Raw genomic sequence first — 18,119 nt, forward strand, 5'->3', positions numbered from 1 at the left:
TACCTAATTTGTCCTGCAAAAGCCCCTTCTCTACGAAAGAAGGGACAGCTCATGAGGGAGCCGCTTGAAATGGCAACAATCGCGCTTGTCGATGACGACCGCAACATTCTGACGTCGGTGTCGATCGCCCTCGAATCCGAGGGATATCGCGTCGAGACCTACACGGATGGTGCGTCCGCGCTGGAAGGCCTGGCGGCACGTCCGCCGAATCTTGCCATTCTCGACATCAAGATGCCGCGCATGGACGGCATGGAGCTCTTGCGCCGGATGCGCCAGAAGTCCGACCTGCCGGTGATCTTCCTGACCTCCAAGGACGACGAGATCGATGAATTGTTCGGCCTCAAGATGGGCGCCGATGATTTCATCCGCAAACCGTTCTCACAGCGCCTGCTGGTCGAGCGGGTGCGCGCCGTGCTGCGCCGTGCCAGTGCCCGCGAAGCTGCGGCAAAGGCGCCCAGCCAGCAGGCCCGCTCGCTCGAGCGCGGACAGCTTGTCATGGACCAGGAACGCCATACCTGCACCTGGAAAGGCGAACCGGTGACGCTCACCGTCACCGAATTCCTGATCCTGCATTCGCTGGCGCAGCGCCCCGGTGTCGTAAAAAGCCGTGATGCGCTGATGGATTCAGCCTATGATGAGCAGGTCTATGTCGATGACCGCACGATCGACAGCCACATCAAGCGGTTGCGCAAGAAGTTCAAGGCTGTCGACGACGACTTCGAGATGATCGAAACCCTTTACGGAGTCGGATACCGGTTCCGCGAAGCGTAATTTGATGTATGTCGAGCAAACGCGGTCCCGGGGCTAGGGGCTGCGACATGCGTCAAACCGAAGACTAAGCAGGGACTGCTATTCGATGGCAGTGGAAGCACAACGAAGCAGGCCGACGGGCGCCGCCAGGCGGCCGTCGCGTATCATGCCGTCCTTCGTTTCGAAAATCACGGTGCCGATGCGCCGCTTCCTTGGTCACCACATCTTTTCCAGCCTGACGCGGCGCATCCTGTTCCTCAACCTTGCCGGCCTAGCTGTCCTGGTCACCGGCATCCTCTACCTCAACACCTTCCGCGACGGGCTGATCGACGCCCGCGTCGAAAGCCTGATGACGCAGGGCGAGATCATCGCCGGCGCGATCGCGGCATCGGCGACGGTCGAGACCGACTCGATCAGCATCGATCCGGAAAAGCTGCTTGAGCTGCAGGCCGGCGAGAGCCTTGGGCCTGGCTCTGACCAGCTCGACAATCTGGATTTTCCAATCAACCCCGAGCGTGTCGCGCCGGTGCTGCGGCGGCTGATCTCGCCGACCCGGACGCGGGCCCGCATCTATGATCGGGATGCCAATCTGCTGCTCGATTCGCGTCATCTCTATTCGCGCGGCCAGATCCTGCGCTACGACCTGCCGCCCGTCGAAGAGGAAGAGCCCGACCTTGTCGAGCGTGTCCAGAAATTCATCTTCGACTTCTTCCGCAACACCGACCTACCGGTCTATCGTGAGCAACCGGGCGGCAATGGCGCGGCTTTCCCGGAAGTGGTCAAGGCGCTGACCGGCAGCCCGTCGACCATCGTGCGCGTCTCGGAACAGGGCGAGCAGATCGTTTCGGTGGCGGTGCCGATCCAGCGCTTCCGCGCCGTTCTCGGCGTGCTGATGCTGTCGACCGAAGGCGGCGACATCGACAAGATCGTCGCCGCCGAGCGCAAGGCGATCCTGCGCGTATTCGGCATCGCGGCACTTGTCACCGCCATCCTGTCGATGCTTTTGGCCTCGACCATCGCCAATCCGCTGCGCCGGCTGTCGGCGGCGGCGGTGCGTGTGCGGCGCGGCGTCAAGAGCCGCGAGGAAATCCCTGATTTTTCCGACCGGCAGGACGAGATCGGCAATCTGTCGGTCGCCGTGCGTGACATGACCAATGCCCTCTACGCGCGCATCGAGGCGATCGAAAGCTTCGCCGCCGATGTGTCGCATGAGTTGAAGAACCCGCTGACCTCGCTGCGCAGTGCGGTGGAAACCTTGCCGCTGGCCAAGAACGACAATTCGCGCAGCCGGCTGATGGAGATCATCCAGCACGACGTCCGGCGGCTGGACCGGCTGATCACCGACATCTCCGACGCCTCCCGTCTCGACGCCGAACTCGCGCGTGAGGACGCCGGGACGGTGGACCTGAAGAAATTCATCACCGACCTCGTCGCCGTGTCGCGTGAAGCCACGCGCAACAAGAAGGCGGTCGAGATCGAGCTCAAGGTCGCCAAGCTGCCGCAGGGCGTCAAAGGCTATATCGTCGTGGGCCATGACCTGCGCATCGGCCAGGTCGTCACCAATTTGATCGAGAATGCCCGCTCCTTCGTTCCCGAGGACCACGGCCACATCAGCCTGTCGCTGGCCCGCGCCGGCAAGTTCAACATCCTGACCGTCGACGACAATGGTCCCGGTATTCGCGCCGACAACATCGACCGCATCTTCGAGCGCTTCTACACCGACCGGCCGGCCGGCGAAGCGTTCGGCCAGAATTCGGGCCTTGGCCTTTCGATCTCCAGGCAGATCGTCGAGGCCCATGGCGGCACACTGACCGCCGAAAACATCCCCGGCACCAAGCCCGGCGAGATCAAGGGCGCACGCTTCGTCGTGACGCTGCCGGCCGAAGCATGATTGCAGACCGTGCAGCCTGAAAACATTCATGCAACGGCAATCCTGATCGGTGAACGCGGCATTCTCGTCAGCGGGGCATCCGGTTCGGGCAAGACGACGCTGGCGCTGACGCTGATCGACCATGGCCGCCAGCGCGGATTGTTTGCGCGGCTGGTTGGCGATGATCAGCTTTTCGTCGAGGCGCATGCGGGACGGCTGGTGTGCCGCGCGCCGGCCACCATACAAGGTCTCGCCGAGGTGCCGGGGCTCGGGCCACGGAAGCTGCCGTTCGAACCGGCCTGCGTCGTTGACCTGCATTTACGCCTGCTGCCGGCCGGCGAAATCGCACGGTTCCAGGAGGACGCCAGCGACGAGATCGCCGGCTGCGCGGTACCGCGGATCGATCTGGCCGAGCGCAATGTCCAGGCGACCCTGCCCGCCGTGATGGCGCGGCTGTCCATCGTGCCTTTTCTATGATCCGCTCCGGTTTTTTTGTTGCAATGCGTCAAAATGGCATGGGCCGGCGCAATTTTGGGCTTGTCAACGGGCCGCGCGTCGACAAGATAGCGCTCCCGCCGCCTGGATTGGCTGGCGAGCATAAAATGCGCCTGTGAAGCGGCGATGACGGGAGCCACCAAAGAATGATCGGACTCGTGCTTGTAACGCACGGTCAACTGGCCACCGAGTTCCGACATGCCGTCGAACATGTCGTCGGGCCACAAGACAATTTCGAAACCGTGGCGATCGGTGCCGACGACGATATGGAACAGCGTCGCCGTGACATCGTCGACGCGGTCGCCCGTGTCGATACCGGAACGGGCGTCATCGTGCTGACCGACATGTTCGGCGGCACGCCGTCGAACCTTGCCATTTCGGTGATGGAGTCCGGCCGCACCGAAGTGATCGCCGGCATGAACCTGCCGATGCTGATCAAGCTGTCCTCGATCCGCAAAGGCGACAACATGGCGGCCGCGCTCGACGAGGCGCAGGCCGCCGGCCGCAAATACATCAATGTCGCCAGCCAGCTTCTGAGTAGCAAATGAACGCGCTATCCCCGGAGAAAGACCAGATCATCCGGGAGTTTCCGATCGTCAACCAGCGCGGCCTGCATGCGCGCGCCTCGGCCAAGTTCGTACAGCTCGCCAGCGGCTTCAACGCCGCGGTCCATGTCGAGAAGGACGGCGTCAAGGTCGGCGGCACCTCGATCATGGGCCTGATGATGCTTGCCGCCAGCCCGGGCTACTCGATCCGCGTCACCGCCAGCGGGCCGGAGGCGCTTGAGGTCATGGACGCGCTCGAGCAGCTTGTCGCCTCCCGCTTCGGCGAGGAATGCTGACCTCGCACACCGCCAAAAACATGCCAGAGAGACATGCAGGGATAAAGATTTCTTTATATCCCATTGTCGTCTCGGCCTCGATCTGCTAGTCAGGCCGGCAATTCGCGCCCTTCGACGCGCCTCCCGGCGCGGGCGCATCCGCAAACAATTCGCACGCACATCAAATCGCAGGGAGCACTGCCATGACGGGTAGCAAGGACTATGTGGTCGCCGACATCTCGCTTGCCGGCTGGGGCCGCAAGGAACTGGATATCGCCGAAACCGAAATGCCGGGCCTGATGGCCTGCCGCGAGGAATTCGGCACCAAGAAGCCGCTGAAGGGCGCGCGCATCACCGGCTCGCTGCACATGACCATTCAGACCGCGGTGCTGATCGAGACGCTGAAGGAACTCGGCGCCGACATCCGCTGGGCCTCCTGCAACATCTTCTCGACGCAGGACCATGCGGCGGCGGCGATCGCCGAAGCCGGCATTCCGGTCTTTGCCGTCAAGGGTGAGAGCCTCGAGCAGTATTGGGACTACACCGACCGCATCTTCCAGTGGACCGATGGCGGCCTCTCCAACATGATCCTCGACGATGGCGGCGACGCCACAATGTACATCCTGATCGGCGCCCGCGCCGAGGCCGGCGAGGACGTGCTGTCCAACCCGCAGAGCGAGGAAGAGGAATATTTCTATGCCCAGGTCAAGAAGCGCCTGAAGGCTTCGCCCGGCTTCTTCACCAAGCAGAAGGCTGCCATCCGCGGCGTCACCGAAGAGACGACCACGGGCGTCAACCGGCTCTACCAGTTGCAGAAGAAGGGCCTGCTGCCCTTCCCGGCGATCAACGTCAACGACTCGGTCACCAAGTCGAAGTTCGACAACAAGTATGGCTGCAAGGAATCGCTGGTCGACGGCATCCGTCGCGGCACCGACACGATGATGGCCGGCAAGGTCGCGGTCGTCTGCGGTTACGGCGACGTCGGCAAGGGCTCGTCGGCCTCGCTCAAGGGCGCCGGCGCCCGCGTCAAGGTCACCGAGGTCGACCCGATCTGCGCCCTGCAGGCAGCGATGGACGGCTTTGAAGTCGTCACGCTGGAAGACGCGGCTCCGACCGCCGACATCGTCATTACCACCACCGGCAACAAGGACGTCGTCACCCTCGACCACATGCGGTCGATGAAGGACATGGTGATCGTCGGCAATATCGGCCACTTCGACAACGAGATTCAGGTGGCGTCGCTGCGCAATCTGAAATGGACCAACGTCAAGCCGCAGGTCGACATGATCACCTTCCCGGACGGCAAGCGGATGATCCTGTTGTCGGAAGGCCGCCTGCTCAATCTCGGCAACGCCACCGGCCATCCGAGCTTCGTCATGTCGGCGTCCTTCACCAACCAGGTGCTGGCCCAGATCGAGCTGTTCAGCAAGGGCGAGCAGTACCAGAACCAGGTCTATGTGCTGCCGAAGCATCTCGACGAGAAGGTCGCGCGCCTGCACCTCGACAAGCTCGGCGCCCGTCTGACCGAATTGTCGGGTGAACAGGCCGCCTATATTGGCGTCACGCCGCAGGGTCCGTTCAAGCCGGAACACTACCGCTATTAACCAAAGCTAAATTTACTACCAGATATTGATGCCGGGCGATTGACTTTTCGCCCGGCTTTATTTTTGCGCGCAATCGCCTTCACGGCGATTCGGCGAGGGTTTATTGTCAGGTGATTCGCGACGCTTCCGGCCCGAGAGGGGATCAGAGAGGCGCGTATCAGGGCGGTCTTGCATTCAGGCGGCGGAGAGGACCAAGACATGCCGGGGCAAAACCCGCACGGAGCGGGATCGGCCGTTTCCGGCGGCCAAGACGATTCGGGGACCGCAAGCTCGGCCACCCAGGGCGGGCGCCTCTCATGGCGTGCCCGCGCGGGCTTGTTCCTGGCCAGCTCCGCGCTGGCCGGTCCGTTGGCCAGCGCTGTGGCGCATGCCGAGAACGCCACTGTCGCCACCGCCGGGCTGTCGATCAACACGGTCGAAGTCATGCAGCTTGCCGTGTTCGTCGGCGTGACCGGCGCGGCATTGCTGTCGGCCATCGTTCTCATCCGCGAAAGGGGCCGCACCTCGGCAGAGAATGTCGAACTGAGAAGCCGTGTCGCCGACGTCAACGCGGCACTGCGCCGTTCGGAAGCGCTGCTCAATCTGCGCGACCAGCGTGTGGTCGTCTGGGCCTCGGAAAACAAGAAGCCCGAACTCATCGGCACATTGCCGGTCGAAAGCGGCGCGCCGGAAGAGCGGGCGGCATTCCTCGCCTTCGGCCGTTGGCTGATGCCGCGCTCGGCGGCGGCGCTTGAGCATGCCGTTGCAGGCTTGCGCGAAAAGTCCAGGCCGTTCGACCTGGTCATCGAATCGCAGGCTGGCGCACCGCTCGAGGTGCATGGCCGCAAGAGCGCCGCGCATATACTGGTGCGGTTTGTCTCGCTTTCCGAGACACAGCGCAGCCAGGCCCGGCTGAAAATCGACAACCAGCGGCTGGCCGCCGACCATGACACGATGATCGGGCTGCTCGAAGCGCTGAAGATGCCGGCATGGCTGCGCGACGAGCACGGACGCCTGAAATGGGTCAACCGGGCCTATGCCGACGCGGTCGAAGCCGAAAGCGCCGAAGCCGCCGTCCGCGACGCCAAGGAATTCCTCGGCGGCCAGGCACGCGAGGCGATCGGCGCTCAGCACAAACTGCATCCAGTTTTCGAACAGTCGCTCTCCACGGTGATCGAAGGCGACCGCCGGGTGTTCGCGGTGACCGACTTCGCCGGTGCCGACGGCTCGGCCGGCCTTGCCTGCGACACCAGCGCCATCGAGACCATTCGCGGCGAATATGAGCGCACGGTGCGCAGCCACGCCGACACGCTCGACCAGCTCAACACCGCCGTCGCCATCTTCGACACCGACGAGAAGCTCCGCTTCTTCAACCAGGCCTTCCAGAAACTGTGGGGGCTGGACAGCGGCTTCCTGCTCAGCGCGCCCGACAACGCGCTTTTGCTCGACCGGCTGCGTAGCGAAGGCAAGATCGCCGAGCAGCCCGAATGGCGCCGCTGGAAGGAAGGCCTGCTCGGCGCCTATCGCGCGGTCGAATCGCAGGAACATTGGTGGCATCTGCCTGACGGCAAGACCATCCGCGTCGTCGCCAACCCGCAGCCCAAGGGCGGCGTCACCTGGGTGTTCGAGAACCTGACCGAGAAGATGGACCTGGAAAGCCGCTATCGCACCGCGGTGCGGGTCCAGGGCGAGACGCTCGACAATCTCGCGGAAGGCGTGGCGGTGTTCGGGCCCGATGGTCGGCTCCGCCTGTCGAACCCGGCCTTTGCCACGCTCTGGGGATTGAGTGGCGACGCTGCCAAACCCAATGTGCACGTCTCGACGATCCGTGATCTCAGCGACCGACAAGCGGTCGACAGCCCCTGGCCTGGCTTCGTCGCCGCCATCACCGGGTTCGACGACGAGCGCCGCGAACGCCATGGCCAGACCGAGCTCAACAACGGCATCGTGCTGCGCTACGCCGTGATTCCGCTGCCCAACGGGCAAGTGATGATGACCTTCGTCGACGTCACCGACAGCGTGAATGTCGAACGCGCGCTGAAGGACAAGAACGAGGCGCTGGAAAAATCAGACCAGCTCAAGAACGACTTCGTCCAGCACGTGTCCTACGAACTGCGTTCGCCGCTGACCAACATCATCGGCTTCACCGAACTGCTTTCCGTGCCGACGACCGGACCGCTCAATCAAAAGCAGCGCGAGTATGTCGAGCATGTCAGCTCGTCCTCCTCGGTCCTGCTCACCATCGTCAACGATATACTCGACCTTGCGACCGTCGATGCCGGCATCATGCAGCTCGACATTTCCGAGGTGCATGTCGACCGCACCATCGCGGCAGCTGCGGAACTCGTCGCCGACCGGCTGCAGGAGCATTCGATCCGGCTCGAGGTCGATGCAGCTGCTGCGCCGAAGACGTTCCACGGCGACGAAATCCGTATCCGCCAGATCCTCTACAATCTGCTCAGCAACGCCGCCAACTACGCGCCGGAAGCCAGCACCATCCGTCTCGCCTGCCGCCATCTGGCGGACGGTGTGGAATTTTCCGTTCATGACGACGGTCCCGGCATGCCGCCGGATGTTCTGGATTCGGTGTTCCGCCGCTTCGAACCGCGTACCAATGGCGGCCGCCGGCGCGGTGCCGGCCTCGGCCTGTCGATCGTCAAGAGCTTTGTCGAATTGCATGGCGGCCACGTTCGCATCGAAACCGGCAAGGACAAGGGCACGACCGTCATCTGCACCTTCCCCGACATGCCGGGCATCCGCGCCGCAGCCGAGTAGCGCGCTCGATGACGGGCCTGGCGCTGGAGCGATTGCTCACCGATGAGACACAGACAGCGCGATTGGGCGAGGATCTGGCGCTGTCTCTGCGCGCCGGCGACGTGCTGGCGCTCAAGGGCGATCTCGGCGCCGGCAAGTCCACTCTCGCACGGGCCCTGATCCGAACGCTTGCGGACGACACCAGCCTCGACGTGCCAAGCCCGACCTTCACTTTGGTGCAGAGCTACGACACGCGCATCCCCGTCCATCATTTCGACCTCTACCGCCTGTCCTCGGCGGCCGAAATCGACGAGCTTGGCTTCGAGGAAACGCTGACGCAAGGTGCTGCCCTGGTCGAATGGCCCGAGCGTGCCGAGGGCTATCTGCCGAAGACAACGCTCTTGATCGAGCTTCTCCAGCATGGCGATGGCCGGTTGGCGCGACTGTCCGGCCAGGGGGCGGCCTTCGACCGCGCGGCGCGGTCGCTGGCCATGCGCGGCTTTCTGGAAGATGCCGGCTGGGGCGAAGCGCGGCGGCGCCATTTCATCGGCGATGCCTCGGCCCGCTCCTATGAGATCGTGACGCTTGCCGGCCATGAGCCGCGCGTGCTGATGAATTCGCCGCGGCTGGTGCTCGGCCCACCGGTGCGCGACGGCAAACCCTATGCGGTGATCGCCCACACCGCCCAGTCGGTCTCCGCCTTCGTCGCCATCGACCGGGCTTTGAAGGCCGGTGGTGTCAGCGTTCCGGAAATCCATGCCGAGGATCAGGACCAGGGCTTTTTGCTGATCGAACATCTCGGTGCTGAAGGATTTCTCGGCAAGGACGGCGAGCCGCTGGCCGAACGCTACGCGGCCGCGGCCGAGCTGCTGGCCATGATGCATGGCAAGACCTGGCCGCAGCGCCTGCAAGCCGGACCCGGCAGCTTCCACGAGGTGCCACCCTTCGACCGCGATGCGATGATGATCGAAGCCGAGCTGCTGGTCGACTGGTATGTGCCGGCGATATCGGGCGGCCCGGCCAGCGACGATCTGCGCACTGGCTATGCCAGGGAATGGAACGCGCTTTTCGACCGGCTGCATGGCAGCGAATACACGCTGATGCTGCGCGACTTCCATTCGCCCAACATTGTCTGGCGCGAGAATCGCGCTGGGCATGACCGGCTGGGCATCGTCGATTTCCAGGATGCGCTGATCGGGCCTTCAGCCTATGACGTGGCTTCACTGGCCATGGATGCCCGCGTCACCCTATCGCCCGAAATCGAAAAGCGGACGCTCGACGCCTATATAGCGGCGCGTCATGCAGCCGGCGCTTTCGACGAAGCAAGCTTTCTGGAAGCCTACGCAATCATGGCCGTACAGCGCAATTCCAAGATCCTCGGCATTTTCGTGCGGCTCGAAAAGCGCGACGGCAAACCTTGTTATCTGAAGCACCTGCCGCGCATCCGCGACTATCTGCGCCGGGCGCTGTCCCACCCGGCGCTTGCCAGCCTGCGGGGTTTCTATCGCGCGCACGGCTTGCTTGAGGAACGAACGCTGTGACAGCAAGACCGGACACTGCCATCGTACTCGCCGCCGGGCTTGGCAAGCGCATGCGGCCTATCACCGACACCATCCCCAAGCCGCTGGTCAGGATCGCCGGCAAGACGTTGCTCGACTGGGGCCTCGACAGCCTCGCCGCCGCCGGCGTCGCCAAGGCTGTGGTCAATGTCCACTATCTTCCCCAACAGATCGTCGCCCACGTCGCGGCGCGCCGCGCACCGAAGATCGTCATTTCCGATGAAAGCGACCGGCTGCTCGATTCGGCCGGCGGCATCGTCAAGGCGCTGCCGGAACTGGGCGAGCAGCCCTTCTACATCCTCAATGCCGACACCTTCTGGATCGACCACGGTCCGCTCAATCTTGGCCGCCTCGCCCTTGCATGGGACGCCGCGAAAATGGATATTCTGCTGATGCTGGCGGATCTCCATCAGGCGACCGGACACTGCGGCTCAACCGACTTCCTGGTTGCGCCGGATGGTGCCTTGCGGCGCTCAAAGGGCGATCCCGCTGGGCTGATCTATGCCGGCGCCGCGATCATCCATCCGCGCCTGTTCAAGGATGCCCCGGCCGAACCGCATTCGCTCAACGCCTATTTCGACAAAGCCATTGCCGCCGGCCGGCTGTTCGGCATGCCGATGCACGGCCACTGGATCACCGTCGGCACGCCCGATGCCATCCCGCTGGCGGAAGAAGCCGTCGCAGGCGCGCTAACCACCGCATCGGCCCGAAAATCGGAATCGATTTTCGGAAAGCACGATGCGTAGATTCAAAGAGTTAGATCGTCCTTTGTGCGCCCAAACGGGCGCACGGCGATCTAATGCGCAATGAGCGGCTCGAGCCGCGTTTTTTCCATTCCCCCCGGAGCGCCGTTCCTGTCGACGCTTGCCGAGGCGCTGCTTGCCGGCCGCCTGATTCCCGGATTTCGTTTCGACGGCGACCCGCTCGCTCTGGCCGATGTCACCATCTATGTGCCGACGCGCCGTGCCGCGCGCGCCTTGCGCGGTGTCTTCGTCGACAGTCTGAGAGCACGCGGCGGCGGCGGTTCGGCGATCCTGCCGGTCATCCGTCCGCTCGGCGAGTTCGACGAGGACGAAGCCCTGTTCGAGGCCGAACCATCGGCGGCAATCGATCTCGCGCCGCCGATCTCGGCAACCGAACGGCTGTTGCTGCTGACGCCGCTGGTGCGCGCCTGGAAACGCAGGCTGCCGGAGCATGTGGCGAAGCTTTTCGCGGAGGAAATCGTCATCCCCGCCTCCACCGCCGACGCGATCTGGCTGGCGCGCGATCTTGCCGGCCTGATGGATGAGATCGAGACGGAAGGCACCGACTGGGCAAAGCTCAAGGACCTGGTGACCGGCAGCCTTGCCGGATGGTGGCAAGTGACGCTCGAATTCCTCGGTATCGTCACCGATGCCTGGCCGAAATTCCTCAGCGAGAGCGACCGCTCCAACCCGGCCGCGCATCGCAGCGCACTGATCCGCTCCGAGGCGGCGCGGCTGCGGCGCAATCCGCCGGCCGGGCCGGTCATCGCCGCGGGATCGACCGGTTCGATACCCGCCACGGCTGAACTGCTTGCCGCGATCGCCCGCTTGCCTGCCGGCGCCATCGTGCTGCCCGGGCTCGACCAGACGCTGGACGAAGCGTCCTTCCAGGCGCTCGTCGCACCCGGCGCGCGGCCGGCCGTGCTTGGCCACCCGCAATATGGCCTGGCCAGGCTGATCGGCAAGATCGGCGTGCTGCGCTCGGGTGTCGAAGAGATCGGCACGGCGGAACCGCGGCTGGCCCTACGCGCCGCCCTTGTCGGCGAAGCGCTGCGGCCGGCCGAAACAACTGAGCTATGGGCCGAAACACGCAACGGGTTTTCGGCGTCCGATATTGCCGGCGCCTTTGCCGACGTGACGCTGCTCGAAGCGGCGAGCGAGCGTGATGAGGCCGTCGCCATCGCCGTCGCGCTCAAACAGGCGGTCGAAGAGCCGGGCCAAAGGGCCGCCCTCGTCACCGGGGACCGGGCGCTGGCGCGGCGCGTCTCGGTCGAACTCAAGCGCTTCGGCGTCGTTGCCGACGATTCCGGCGGCACGCCGCTCGCCAACAGCCCGGCGGCCAGTCTGCTCCGACTGGCGCTGGAGGCTATGTTCCGGCCGGGCGATCCGGTCGGGTTGTTGTCGTTGCTTAAGCATCCCCTGCTTGGCCTTGGCCTGGAGAGGGCCGATGTGCGCCATGCGGCGGAACTTGTCGAACTGGTGGCGCTGCGCGGCGGCACCGGTCGCCCCGACATCGCTTCGCTGCCTGACTTGTTCGAGGCTCGACTGACAGCCCTAGGCGATGGCAGCCGGCCGCCCTTCTGGTTTGCTCGGCTGACCGTGCGCTCCATAGAGAATTCGCAGAACCTCCTTGCACGCCTGACAGAAGCGCTGGCGCCGCTTTCGGCCTTTCGCGGCCAGGCGGGCGCCGACCTTGCCACCCTGGTCAAAGCCAGCGTCGAGACTCTCGAAAATCTCGGCCGATCCGCCGATGGCGGCCTGGGCGACCTCTATGCCGGCGACGCCGGCGAAAAGCTCGCCGAATTGCTGCGCGGGCTGGTCGCGGCTTCGGCCTCGCTGTCGTTCGCGACGAGCGAATGGCCAGATGTGATGGACGCGCTGATCGCGCCCGAGACGGTCAAGCCGGCACAAGGCACCGACAGGAACATCGCCATCTGGGGCGCGCTGGAAGCGCGGCTGCAGGATGTCGACACGCTGGTCATCGGTGGTCTCAACGAAGGTGTCTGGCCGCGCAAGCCGGAGAGCGACCGCTTCATGTCACGGCTGATGAAGACCGGCATCGACCTCGAACCACCCGAACGGCGCATCGGCCTTGCCGCGCATGATTTCCAGATGGCGATGGGCGCGAGACATGTGGTGCTGGCCCGCTCGGCGCGTTCCGGCGATGCACCCGCCGTGCCGTCGCGCTGGCTGCAGCGCCTATTGACCTTCATCGGCAACGACCAGGCGGTGGCCCTGCGTCGGCGCGGCGACGAGCTGCTCGCCTGGGCACGCGCGCTCGATACCGGCCCAAAGCAGGATTTCGCGCCGCGGCCGCAGCCGAAGCCGCCGCTGTCGGTGCGACCAACGCATTTCTCGGTCACCGAGATCGAAACGTTGCGCCGTGATCCCTACGCCGTCTATGCCAGACGGATCCTCGGCCTGATGGCGCTTGATCCGGTCATTCGCGATCCCGGTGCCGCCGAACGCGGCACACTGTTCCACGCCATTCTTCACCTTTTCTCCTCACGCGTGGCCGACCCGCGCGCGCCGGACGCGCTGACCAGCCTCATTGCCGCCGGTCGCACCTGTTTTGCCGAGGCCGCTCTTCCGGCCGATGTCGAGGCGGTATGGTGGCCACGTTTCGAAAAACTCGCTGCCAACATCATCGAATGGGAGCGCACCCGGGCCGACGCGGTGGTCCAACGGCATGCCGAGGAGCGAGCGGGGAAGACCACCGTCGGCCAGTCCGGCGTGACGCTGTCCGGTTATGCCGACCGTGTCGACCTGCTGGCCGGCGGCATGGCCGATATTTTGGACTACAAAACCGGTTCCTCGCCCTCCAAGGCGCAGGCGCACACGCTGCTGGCGCCGCAGCTGGCGCTGGAAGGCGCACTGCTGCGGCGTGGTGCGTTCAAGGATTTGGGTGTGCGCGAACCGTCGCAGCTGGCGTTCGTGCGGCTGAAGCCGAATGGCGAGGTGTTCGAAGAGTCCATCCTTGAACACAACCGCCAGCCGCGAACCGCAGCCGATCTTGCCGAAGAGGCCTGGGCACGGCTGGAAAAGCTCTTGATCCACTATGCCGACCCGGCGACCGGCTATCTGTCGCGCGCGCTGCCGTTTCGCGAAGGCGAGACCGATGGCGATTACGACCATCTCGCCCGCGTGCTCGAATGGTCGGCCGGCGGCGATGCCGGTGACGAGGGAGGGGAGGCATGAAGAAGGCCTATCCCATCCCGAGCGATACCGCCAACAGCCAGGCCCGCGCCGCCGATCCCCAGAATTCCGCCTGGGTGTCGGCCAATGCCGGCTCCGGCAAGACCCATGTGCTGGCGCAGCGCGTCATCCGGCTGCTGCTCAACGGCACCGACCCGTCGAAAATCCTGTGCCTGACCTATACGCGCGCTGCCGCCGCCAACATGTCGAACCGGGTCTTTTCCACACTGTCGGACTGGACGGTCCTCGGCGACGCCGAGCTTTCGGCAAAAGTCGAGGCGCTGGAGGGGCGTCGACCGGACCGCGACACCTTGCGGCGGGCGCGGCGGCTGTTCGCCGAGGCGCTGGAAACGCCCGGTGGGCTGAAGATTCAGACCATCCACGCCTTCTGCGAATCCGTGCTCCACCAGTTCCCTCTGGAAGCCAACATCCCGGCCCATTTCGAGATGCTCGACAGCCAGATGGAGGCATCGCTCTTCGCCGCGGCGCGCCGCGAGATGATTTCGGGCACGGCTGCCGGCAACGCTGATCTGGCTGAAGCCTTCGCCACTGTGCTGGAACGCGGCGGCGAAGCCGGTCTCGACGCCTTGCTCGGCGAGATCGTGCGCAAGCGCGACGGGCTGCGCCAGTTCCTCGATGCGGTCGGGCGTGACGGCTTCCAGCCCTTGTTCGATGAATTCCATTTCCGCCCCGGTCAAACCGCTGAAGGGCTGGCGGCATCGGTGTGGCCACTGTCCGGCTTCCTGCCCGACTATTTCGCCGGCTTTGCCCAGGCCGCGGAATCCACCGACGCCAGATCGGTGCTGAACAACATCCTGCCCTATGCGCGCCAGGCTTTCGCCGAGAGCGATCCCGTTCGCCGGCTGCAACTGCTCGCCAGAGCTTTTCTCAAGACCGATGGCGATCCCTACGATCCGTCAAAGGCCTTCAAGAAAGCCCTGACCGATCGCCTGCCCGATCTGGCCGAGCGCTACCTCTCGGCCGCGAACGCCATCATCGAAACCGTCGACCGCCTGGCGCTGTTCCGCATGCTGGAAGGCACGGCTGCCGCGCTGACCATCGCCGACTGGCTGATCGCCCGCTACGAGGTGCTGAAGCGCAGCCGCGGCTTTCTCGACTTCAACGATCTGATCACCCGCACCGTCAACCTTCTGGCGCGGCCCGATGCCGGCCCCTGGGTGCAATACAAGCTCGACCAGGGCATCGATCACATCCTGCTCGACGAGGCGCAGGACACCAGCCCGGATCAATGGGAGGTGGTAAAGCGGCTGGCGGAGGAATTTTTCGCAGGCTTCGGTGCACGCGACCGGGTCCACCGCACGGTCTTTGCCGTTGGAGACGAGAAGCAGTCGATCTATTCCTTCCAGGGTGCGGCCCCGGATTCCTTCGCCGACAGCCGGCTGTTGTTCGCCGGCCGGGTGCGCGATGCCGAGGCCTCCTTCGCCGACCTCAAGCTGACCTGGTCGTTCCGCTCGACCGACGACGTGCTCGCCGCCGTCGACCGCGTCTTTGCCGATCCGATCGTGCGGCGCGGCATCAGCCACGATCCCGATCCGCTGAACCACAAGGCGATCCGCACCGATGCGCCGGGTTATGTCGAGGTCTGGCCGTCGATCGGCGCCGATGTGGTGGACGAGCCCGACGACTGGACGCAGGCCATCGACCATGCCCATGCACCGGCGGTGCGCGTTGCCGAGAATGTGGCGGCGACAATCCAAAAATGGATTGGCACCGGGGAAGTTATCGAAGGCAAAGGACGCAGGCTACGCCCCGGCGATATTCTGGTTCTGGTTCGCAAACGCGATCGTTTCGTGCATGCTTTGTCTAGTAGTCTGAAGGATAGACAAATCCCCGTCGCCGGCGCCGACCGGCTAAGCCTGCCGGGCCATATCGCGGTCAAGGACCTGATCGCGCTCGGCCATCTGCTGATCCAGCCGCAGGACGATCTGTCGCTGGCCGCCGTGCTGCGCAGCCCGATCTTCGACCTGCCGGAGGAGACGCTGTTCACGCTCGCCGCGCAGAGGCCACCCGGCGTGTCGCTGGCCGCGTCGCTGCGCCAGCATGCCGCCGACGACGAAACCCTCGCAAAGGTCGTCGCCCAGCTTGACGTCTGGGCTGACGAGGCCGCCTTCAAGCCGGTGTTCGAATTCTATGCCGGCTTGCTGGCACGTGACGGCGTGCGCAGAAAAATGATCGCCAGGCTTGGGCCGGAAGCCGGCGATATTCTCGATGAGTTCCTGAGTTTCTGCCTGGCCGAGGAACGGACCGGCCTGCCCGGACTGGAAGCCTTCCTGTCGACGCTGGAAAATGCCGGCCCCGAGATCAAGCGCGAGATGGACCAGACGCGCGACGAGGTTCGCGTCATGACCGTGCATGCCGCCAAAGGGTTGGAAGCGCCGGTGGTGTTCCTGGTCGACGGCGGCTCCGCTCCATTCAGCGACCAGCACCTGCCGCGCCTGATGCCCTTCGGCGGCTCGGGCCGCAACTTTGACGGCAAGGGTTATCTCTGGCGTTCGGCCAGCGATGTCGCCAACGGTTTTTCGAAGGCGGCGGCGGCGCGGGCACGGGAACTTGCCGACGACGAATACCGTCGGCTGCTCTATGTCGGCATGACCCGCGCCGAGGACCGGCTGATCGTCTGCGGCTATCATGGCAAACGGGCGCCGAACGCCGGCACCTGGCATTCGATCGTCAGCCGCGCGCTGATCGGTGCGCCGGAAAGCGAGCAGCGTCCGCACCCCACCGGCGGCGAGCCGGTGCATCGTTTCCATGTCACCAACTTGCCGCCCGTTGCCCCAGGCGTCAGTGAACAGGCGCGGCAGGCCGATGCTTTCGGGCCGTTGCCGGCGACCCTGTTCCGGCCCTTGCCGCCCTTTGAGGACCTGCCGCGGCCGCTGTCGCCATCCGGCGCCTCGGCGCTGATCGACGAAGGCAAGGAAGCGGTGGTCGACAAGGCTTCGCCAGTGCTGGACGCCGACGCCGAGCCTGGCTTTGCCGTGCTGCGCGGGCTCGCCTTGCACAAACTGTTGCAGATGTTGCCCGGCATTGCCGACGAGTTTCGCCACGGCGCGGCTGAGCGCTACCTGGCGCGGGTCGGCGCAGATTGGTCCGCGTCAGAGCGGGAAAAGGCTCTGGCATCGGTCAGCGCCATCCTTGCCGACTCGCGTCTCGGCCAGCTGTTCGCGCCATCGTCACGCGCCGAGGTGGCGATCATGGGCAGCCTGGAGGTGAGGGGCAAAAAGCGCTCGATCTCCGGCAAGATCGACCGGCTGGCTGTGACAGCGGACACGGTTTCGATCGTCGATTACAAGACCAACCGGCCGGCGCCCGCCTCGCTGGCCGAGGTTCCGCCGGCCTATCTGCTGCAGCTGGCACTCTATCGCGCCCTCTTGCAGCCGCTTTACCCCGGGCGCGAGGTCAAGGCGGCCTTGCTGTTTACCGAAACGCCACGGCTGATTGAACTGCCGGCCCGGGCCATGGATGACGCCCTTGCCCGACTCACAGGAGCGTGACACAAGACCTGCTTGAAGAAGGGCGTAACAACCACCACATTTGGTGCGACAAAGAACTCTCGAAAGGATTTCCGCATGGGTGCCACCGTCAAGGTCGACAAGAACAATTTCCAGGCCGACGTGCTCAACGCCAACGTACCGGTCGTGGTGGATTTCTGGGCTGAATGGTGTGGCCCGTGCAAGATGATCGCGCCGGCGCTCGAGGACATTGCCACCGAGCTCGGTGCCAAGGTCAAGATCGCCAAGCTCAACATCGACGAGAATCCCGAGCTCGCCGCCCAGTTCGGCGTGCGCTCGATTCCGACGCTGATGATCTTCAAGGGCGGCGAAGTGGCCGACATGAAGGTAGGTGCTGCGCCCAAGACCGCGCTGTCGCACTGGATCAACGGCAGCCTCGCCTGATCCAACTGAATTCCTGATCACAAAGCCCGGCCCTCGCGCCGGGCTTTTTGTTGGCGTCATTGCTGGCCCGCTCTGGCCCTCACATAAGGACACGCCATATCCTCTGCTGGGAAGCAGAAACAGGGAGAGCGACATGACCGGATCCGCCAAGGCCACCGTCTTCATCGACAATGAGCGCGTCATCGTCACCGAATACCGTTTCCAGCCGGGCGACAACACCGGCTGGCACCGCCATGGCCACGACTATGTCGTGGTGCCGCTGATGGACGGCAAGCTGAAGCTGGAAACCAAGGACGGCGAAACCTTCGCCGAGATGAAGAAAGGCGTGCCTTATTTCCGCAAGGAGGGCGTCGAACACGACGTCATCAGCGCCAATGAAGGCGAATACGCCTTTATCGAGATCGAGCTGAAGTAATCCGCCTAAGCTGTGCCCGGA

At 64.6% G+C, this 18,119-nt stretch carries 13 protein-coding genes; all 13 read left to right on the forward strand.

Going from position 1 to position 18,119, the window contains the following annotated elements; translation table 11 throughout:
- Positions 1–69: 69 nt before the first annotated feature.
- The 13 genes from AC1DX4_RS01405 (at position 70) to AC1DX4_RS01465 (ending at position 18,098) form a co-directional block, all read left to right on the forward strand.
- Positions 70–771 (forward strand): response regulator transcription factor, encoded by a 702-nt coding sequence (locus AC1DX4_RS01405; protein ID WP_010912942.1) that lies wholly within the window; start codon positions 70–72, stop codon positions 769–771.
- Positions 772–856: 85 nt separating this feature from the next.
- The gene (locus AC1DX4_RS01410) at positions 857–2,641 is read left to right on the forward strand and encodes a stimulus-sensing domain-containing protein (protein ID WP_477218617.1); all 1,785 of its coding nucleotides are present in this window, start codon (positions 857–859) and stop codon (positions 2,639–2,641) included.
- Between the two features lie 9 nt (positions 2,642–2,650).
- Positions 2,651–3,097 (forward strand): HPr kinase/phosphorylase, encoded by a 447-nt coding sequence (locus AC1DX4_RS01415; RefSeq protein ID WP_477219099.1) that lies wholly within the window; start codon positions 2,651–2,653, stop codon positions 3,095–3,097.
- Between the two features lie 164 nt (positions 3,098–3,261).
- Positions 3,262–3,663, forward strand: coding sequence for a PTS sugar transporter subunit IIA (locus tag AC1DX4_RS01420; protein WP_027032585.1), 402 nt, complete (start codon positions 3,262–3,264; stop codon positions 3,661–3,663).
- On the forward strand, positions 3,660–3,956 hold the full coding sequence (locus tag AC1DX4_RS01425) for an HPr family phosphocarrier protein (RefSeq protein ID WP_477218618.1): 297 nt from the start codon (positions 3,660–3,662) through the stop codon (positions 3,954–3,956). The genes AC1DX4_RS01420 and AC1DX4_RS01425 overlap by 4 nt, the downstream gene beginning before the upstream one ends.
- A gap of 182 nt (positions 3,957–4,138) precedes the next feature.
- Positions 4,139–5,539 carry an adenosylhomocysteinase gene (gene ahcY / locus AC1DX4_RS01430; protein WP_477218619.1) on the forward strand — a complete coding sequence of 467 codons (1,401 nt, stop codon included), beginning with the start codon at positions 4,139–4,141 and terminating at the stop codon, positions 5,537–5,539.
- A gap of 198 nt (positions 5,540–5,737) precedes the next feature.
- Positions 5,738–8,293 (forward strand): sensor histidine kinase, encoded by a 2,556-nt coding sequence (locus AC1DX4_RS01435; RefSeq protein ID WP_477218620.1) that lies wholly within the window; start codon positions 5,738–5,740, stop codon positions 8,291–8,293.
- Between the two features lie 8 nt (positions 8,294–8,301).
- A complete protein-coding gene (gene tsaE, locus AC1DX4_RS01440) occupies positions 8,302–9,813 on the forward strand; it encodes a tRNA (adenosine(37)-N6)-threonylcarbamoyltransferase complex ATPase subunit type 1 TsaE (RefSeq protein ID WP_477218621.1) in 1,512 nt (503 codons plus the stop codon).
- Complete coding sequence (locus AC1DX4_RS01445) at positions 9,810–10,577, forward strand: nucleotidyltransferase family protein (RefSeq protein WP_477218622.1); 768 nt, start codon at positions 9,810–9,812, stop codon at positions 10,575–10,577. Before tsaE ends, AC1DX4_RS01445 begins: the two co-directional genes overlap by 4 nt.
- A gap of 60 nt (positions 10,578–10,637) precedes the next feature.
- Positions 10,638–13,772 (forward strand): double-strand break repair protein AddB, encoded by a 3,135-nt coding sequence (gene addB, locus AC1DX4_RS01450; protein WP_477218623.1) that lies wholly within the window; start codon positions 10,638–10,640, stop codon positions 13,770–13,772.
- Positions 13,769–17,281, forward strand: a complete 3,513-nt coding sequence (gene addA / locus AC1DX4_RS01455) for a double-strand break repair helicase AddA (protein ID WP_477218624.1) — start codon at positions 13,769–13,771, stop codon at positions 17,279–17,281. Before addB ends, addA begins: the two co-directional genes overlap by 4 nt.
- A 75-nt stretch (positions 17,282–17,356) precedes the next feature.
- Entirely contained in the window at positions 17,357–17,683 is a 327-nt protein-coding gene (trxA, locus tag AC1DX4_RS01460) for a thioredoxin (RefSeq protein ID WP_172220777.1), read from the forward strand.
- 133 nt (positions 17,684–17,816) lie between these two features.
- The gene (locus tag AC1DX4_RS01465; RefSeq protein ID WP_056569023.1) at positions 17,817–18,098 is read left to right on the forward strand and encodes a cupin domain-containing protein; all 282 of its coding nucleotides are present in this window, start codon (positions 17,817–17,819) and stop codon (positions 18,096–18,098) included.
- Positions 18,099–18,119 lie beyond the last annotated feature (21 nt).

The organism is Mesorhizobium sp. P3_A8 (assembly GCF_056402995.1).

What these genes read in the sequence shown, in the direction of transcription:
- AC1DX4_RS01405 (WP_010912942.1), top strand. Translation starts at nt 70, where the DNA reads ATGGCAACAATCGCGCTTGTCGATGACGACCGCAACATTCTGACGTCG.
- AC1DX4_RS01410 (WP_477218617.1), top strand. Translation starts at nt 857, where the DNA reads ATGGCAGTGGAAGCACAACGAAGCAGGCCGACGGGCGCCGCCAGGCGG.
- AC1DX4_RS01420 (WP_027032585.1), top strand. Translation starts at nt 3,262, where the DNA reads ATGATCGGACTCGTGCTTGTAACGCACGGTCAACTGGCCACCGAGTTC.
- AC1DX4_RS01425 (WP_477218618.1), top strand. Translation starts at nt 3,660, where the DNA reads ATGAACGCGCTATCCCCGGAGAAAGACCAGATCATCCGGGAGTTTCCG.
- ahcY (WP_477218619.1), top strand. Translation starts at nt 4,139, where the DNA reads ATGACGGGTAGCAAGGACTATGTGGTCGCCGACATCTCGCTTGCCGGC.
- AC1DX4_RS01435 (WP_477218620.1), top strand. Translation starts at nt 5,738, where the DNA reads ATGCCGGGGCAAAACCCGCACGGAGCGGGATCGGCCGTTTCCGGCGGC.
- tsaE (WP_477218621.1), top strand. Translation starts at nt 8,302, where the DNA reads ATGACGGGCCTGGCGCTGGAGCGATTGCTCACCGATGAGACACAGACA.
- addB (WP_477218623.1), top strand. Translation starts at nt 10,638, where the DNA reads ATGAGCGGCTCGAGCCGCGTTTTTTCCATTCCCCCCGGAGCGCCGTTC.
- addA (WP_477218624.1), top strand. Translation starts at nt 13,769, where the DNA reads ATGAAGAAGGCCTATCCCATCCCGAGCGATACCGCCAACAGCCAGGCC.
- trxA (WP_172220777.1), top strand. Translation starts at nt 17,357, where the DNA reads ATGGGTGCCACCGTCAAGGTCGACAAGAACAATTTCCAGGCCGACGTG.
- AC1DX4_RS01465 (WP_056569023.1), top strand. Translation starts at nt 17,817, where the DNA reads ATGACCGGATCCGCCAAGGCCACCGTCTTCATCGACAATGAGCGCGTC.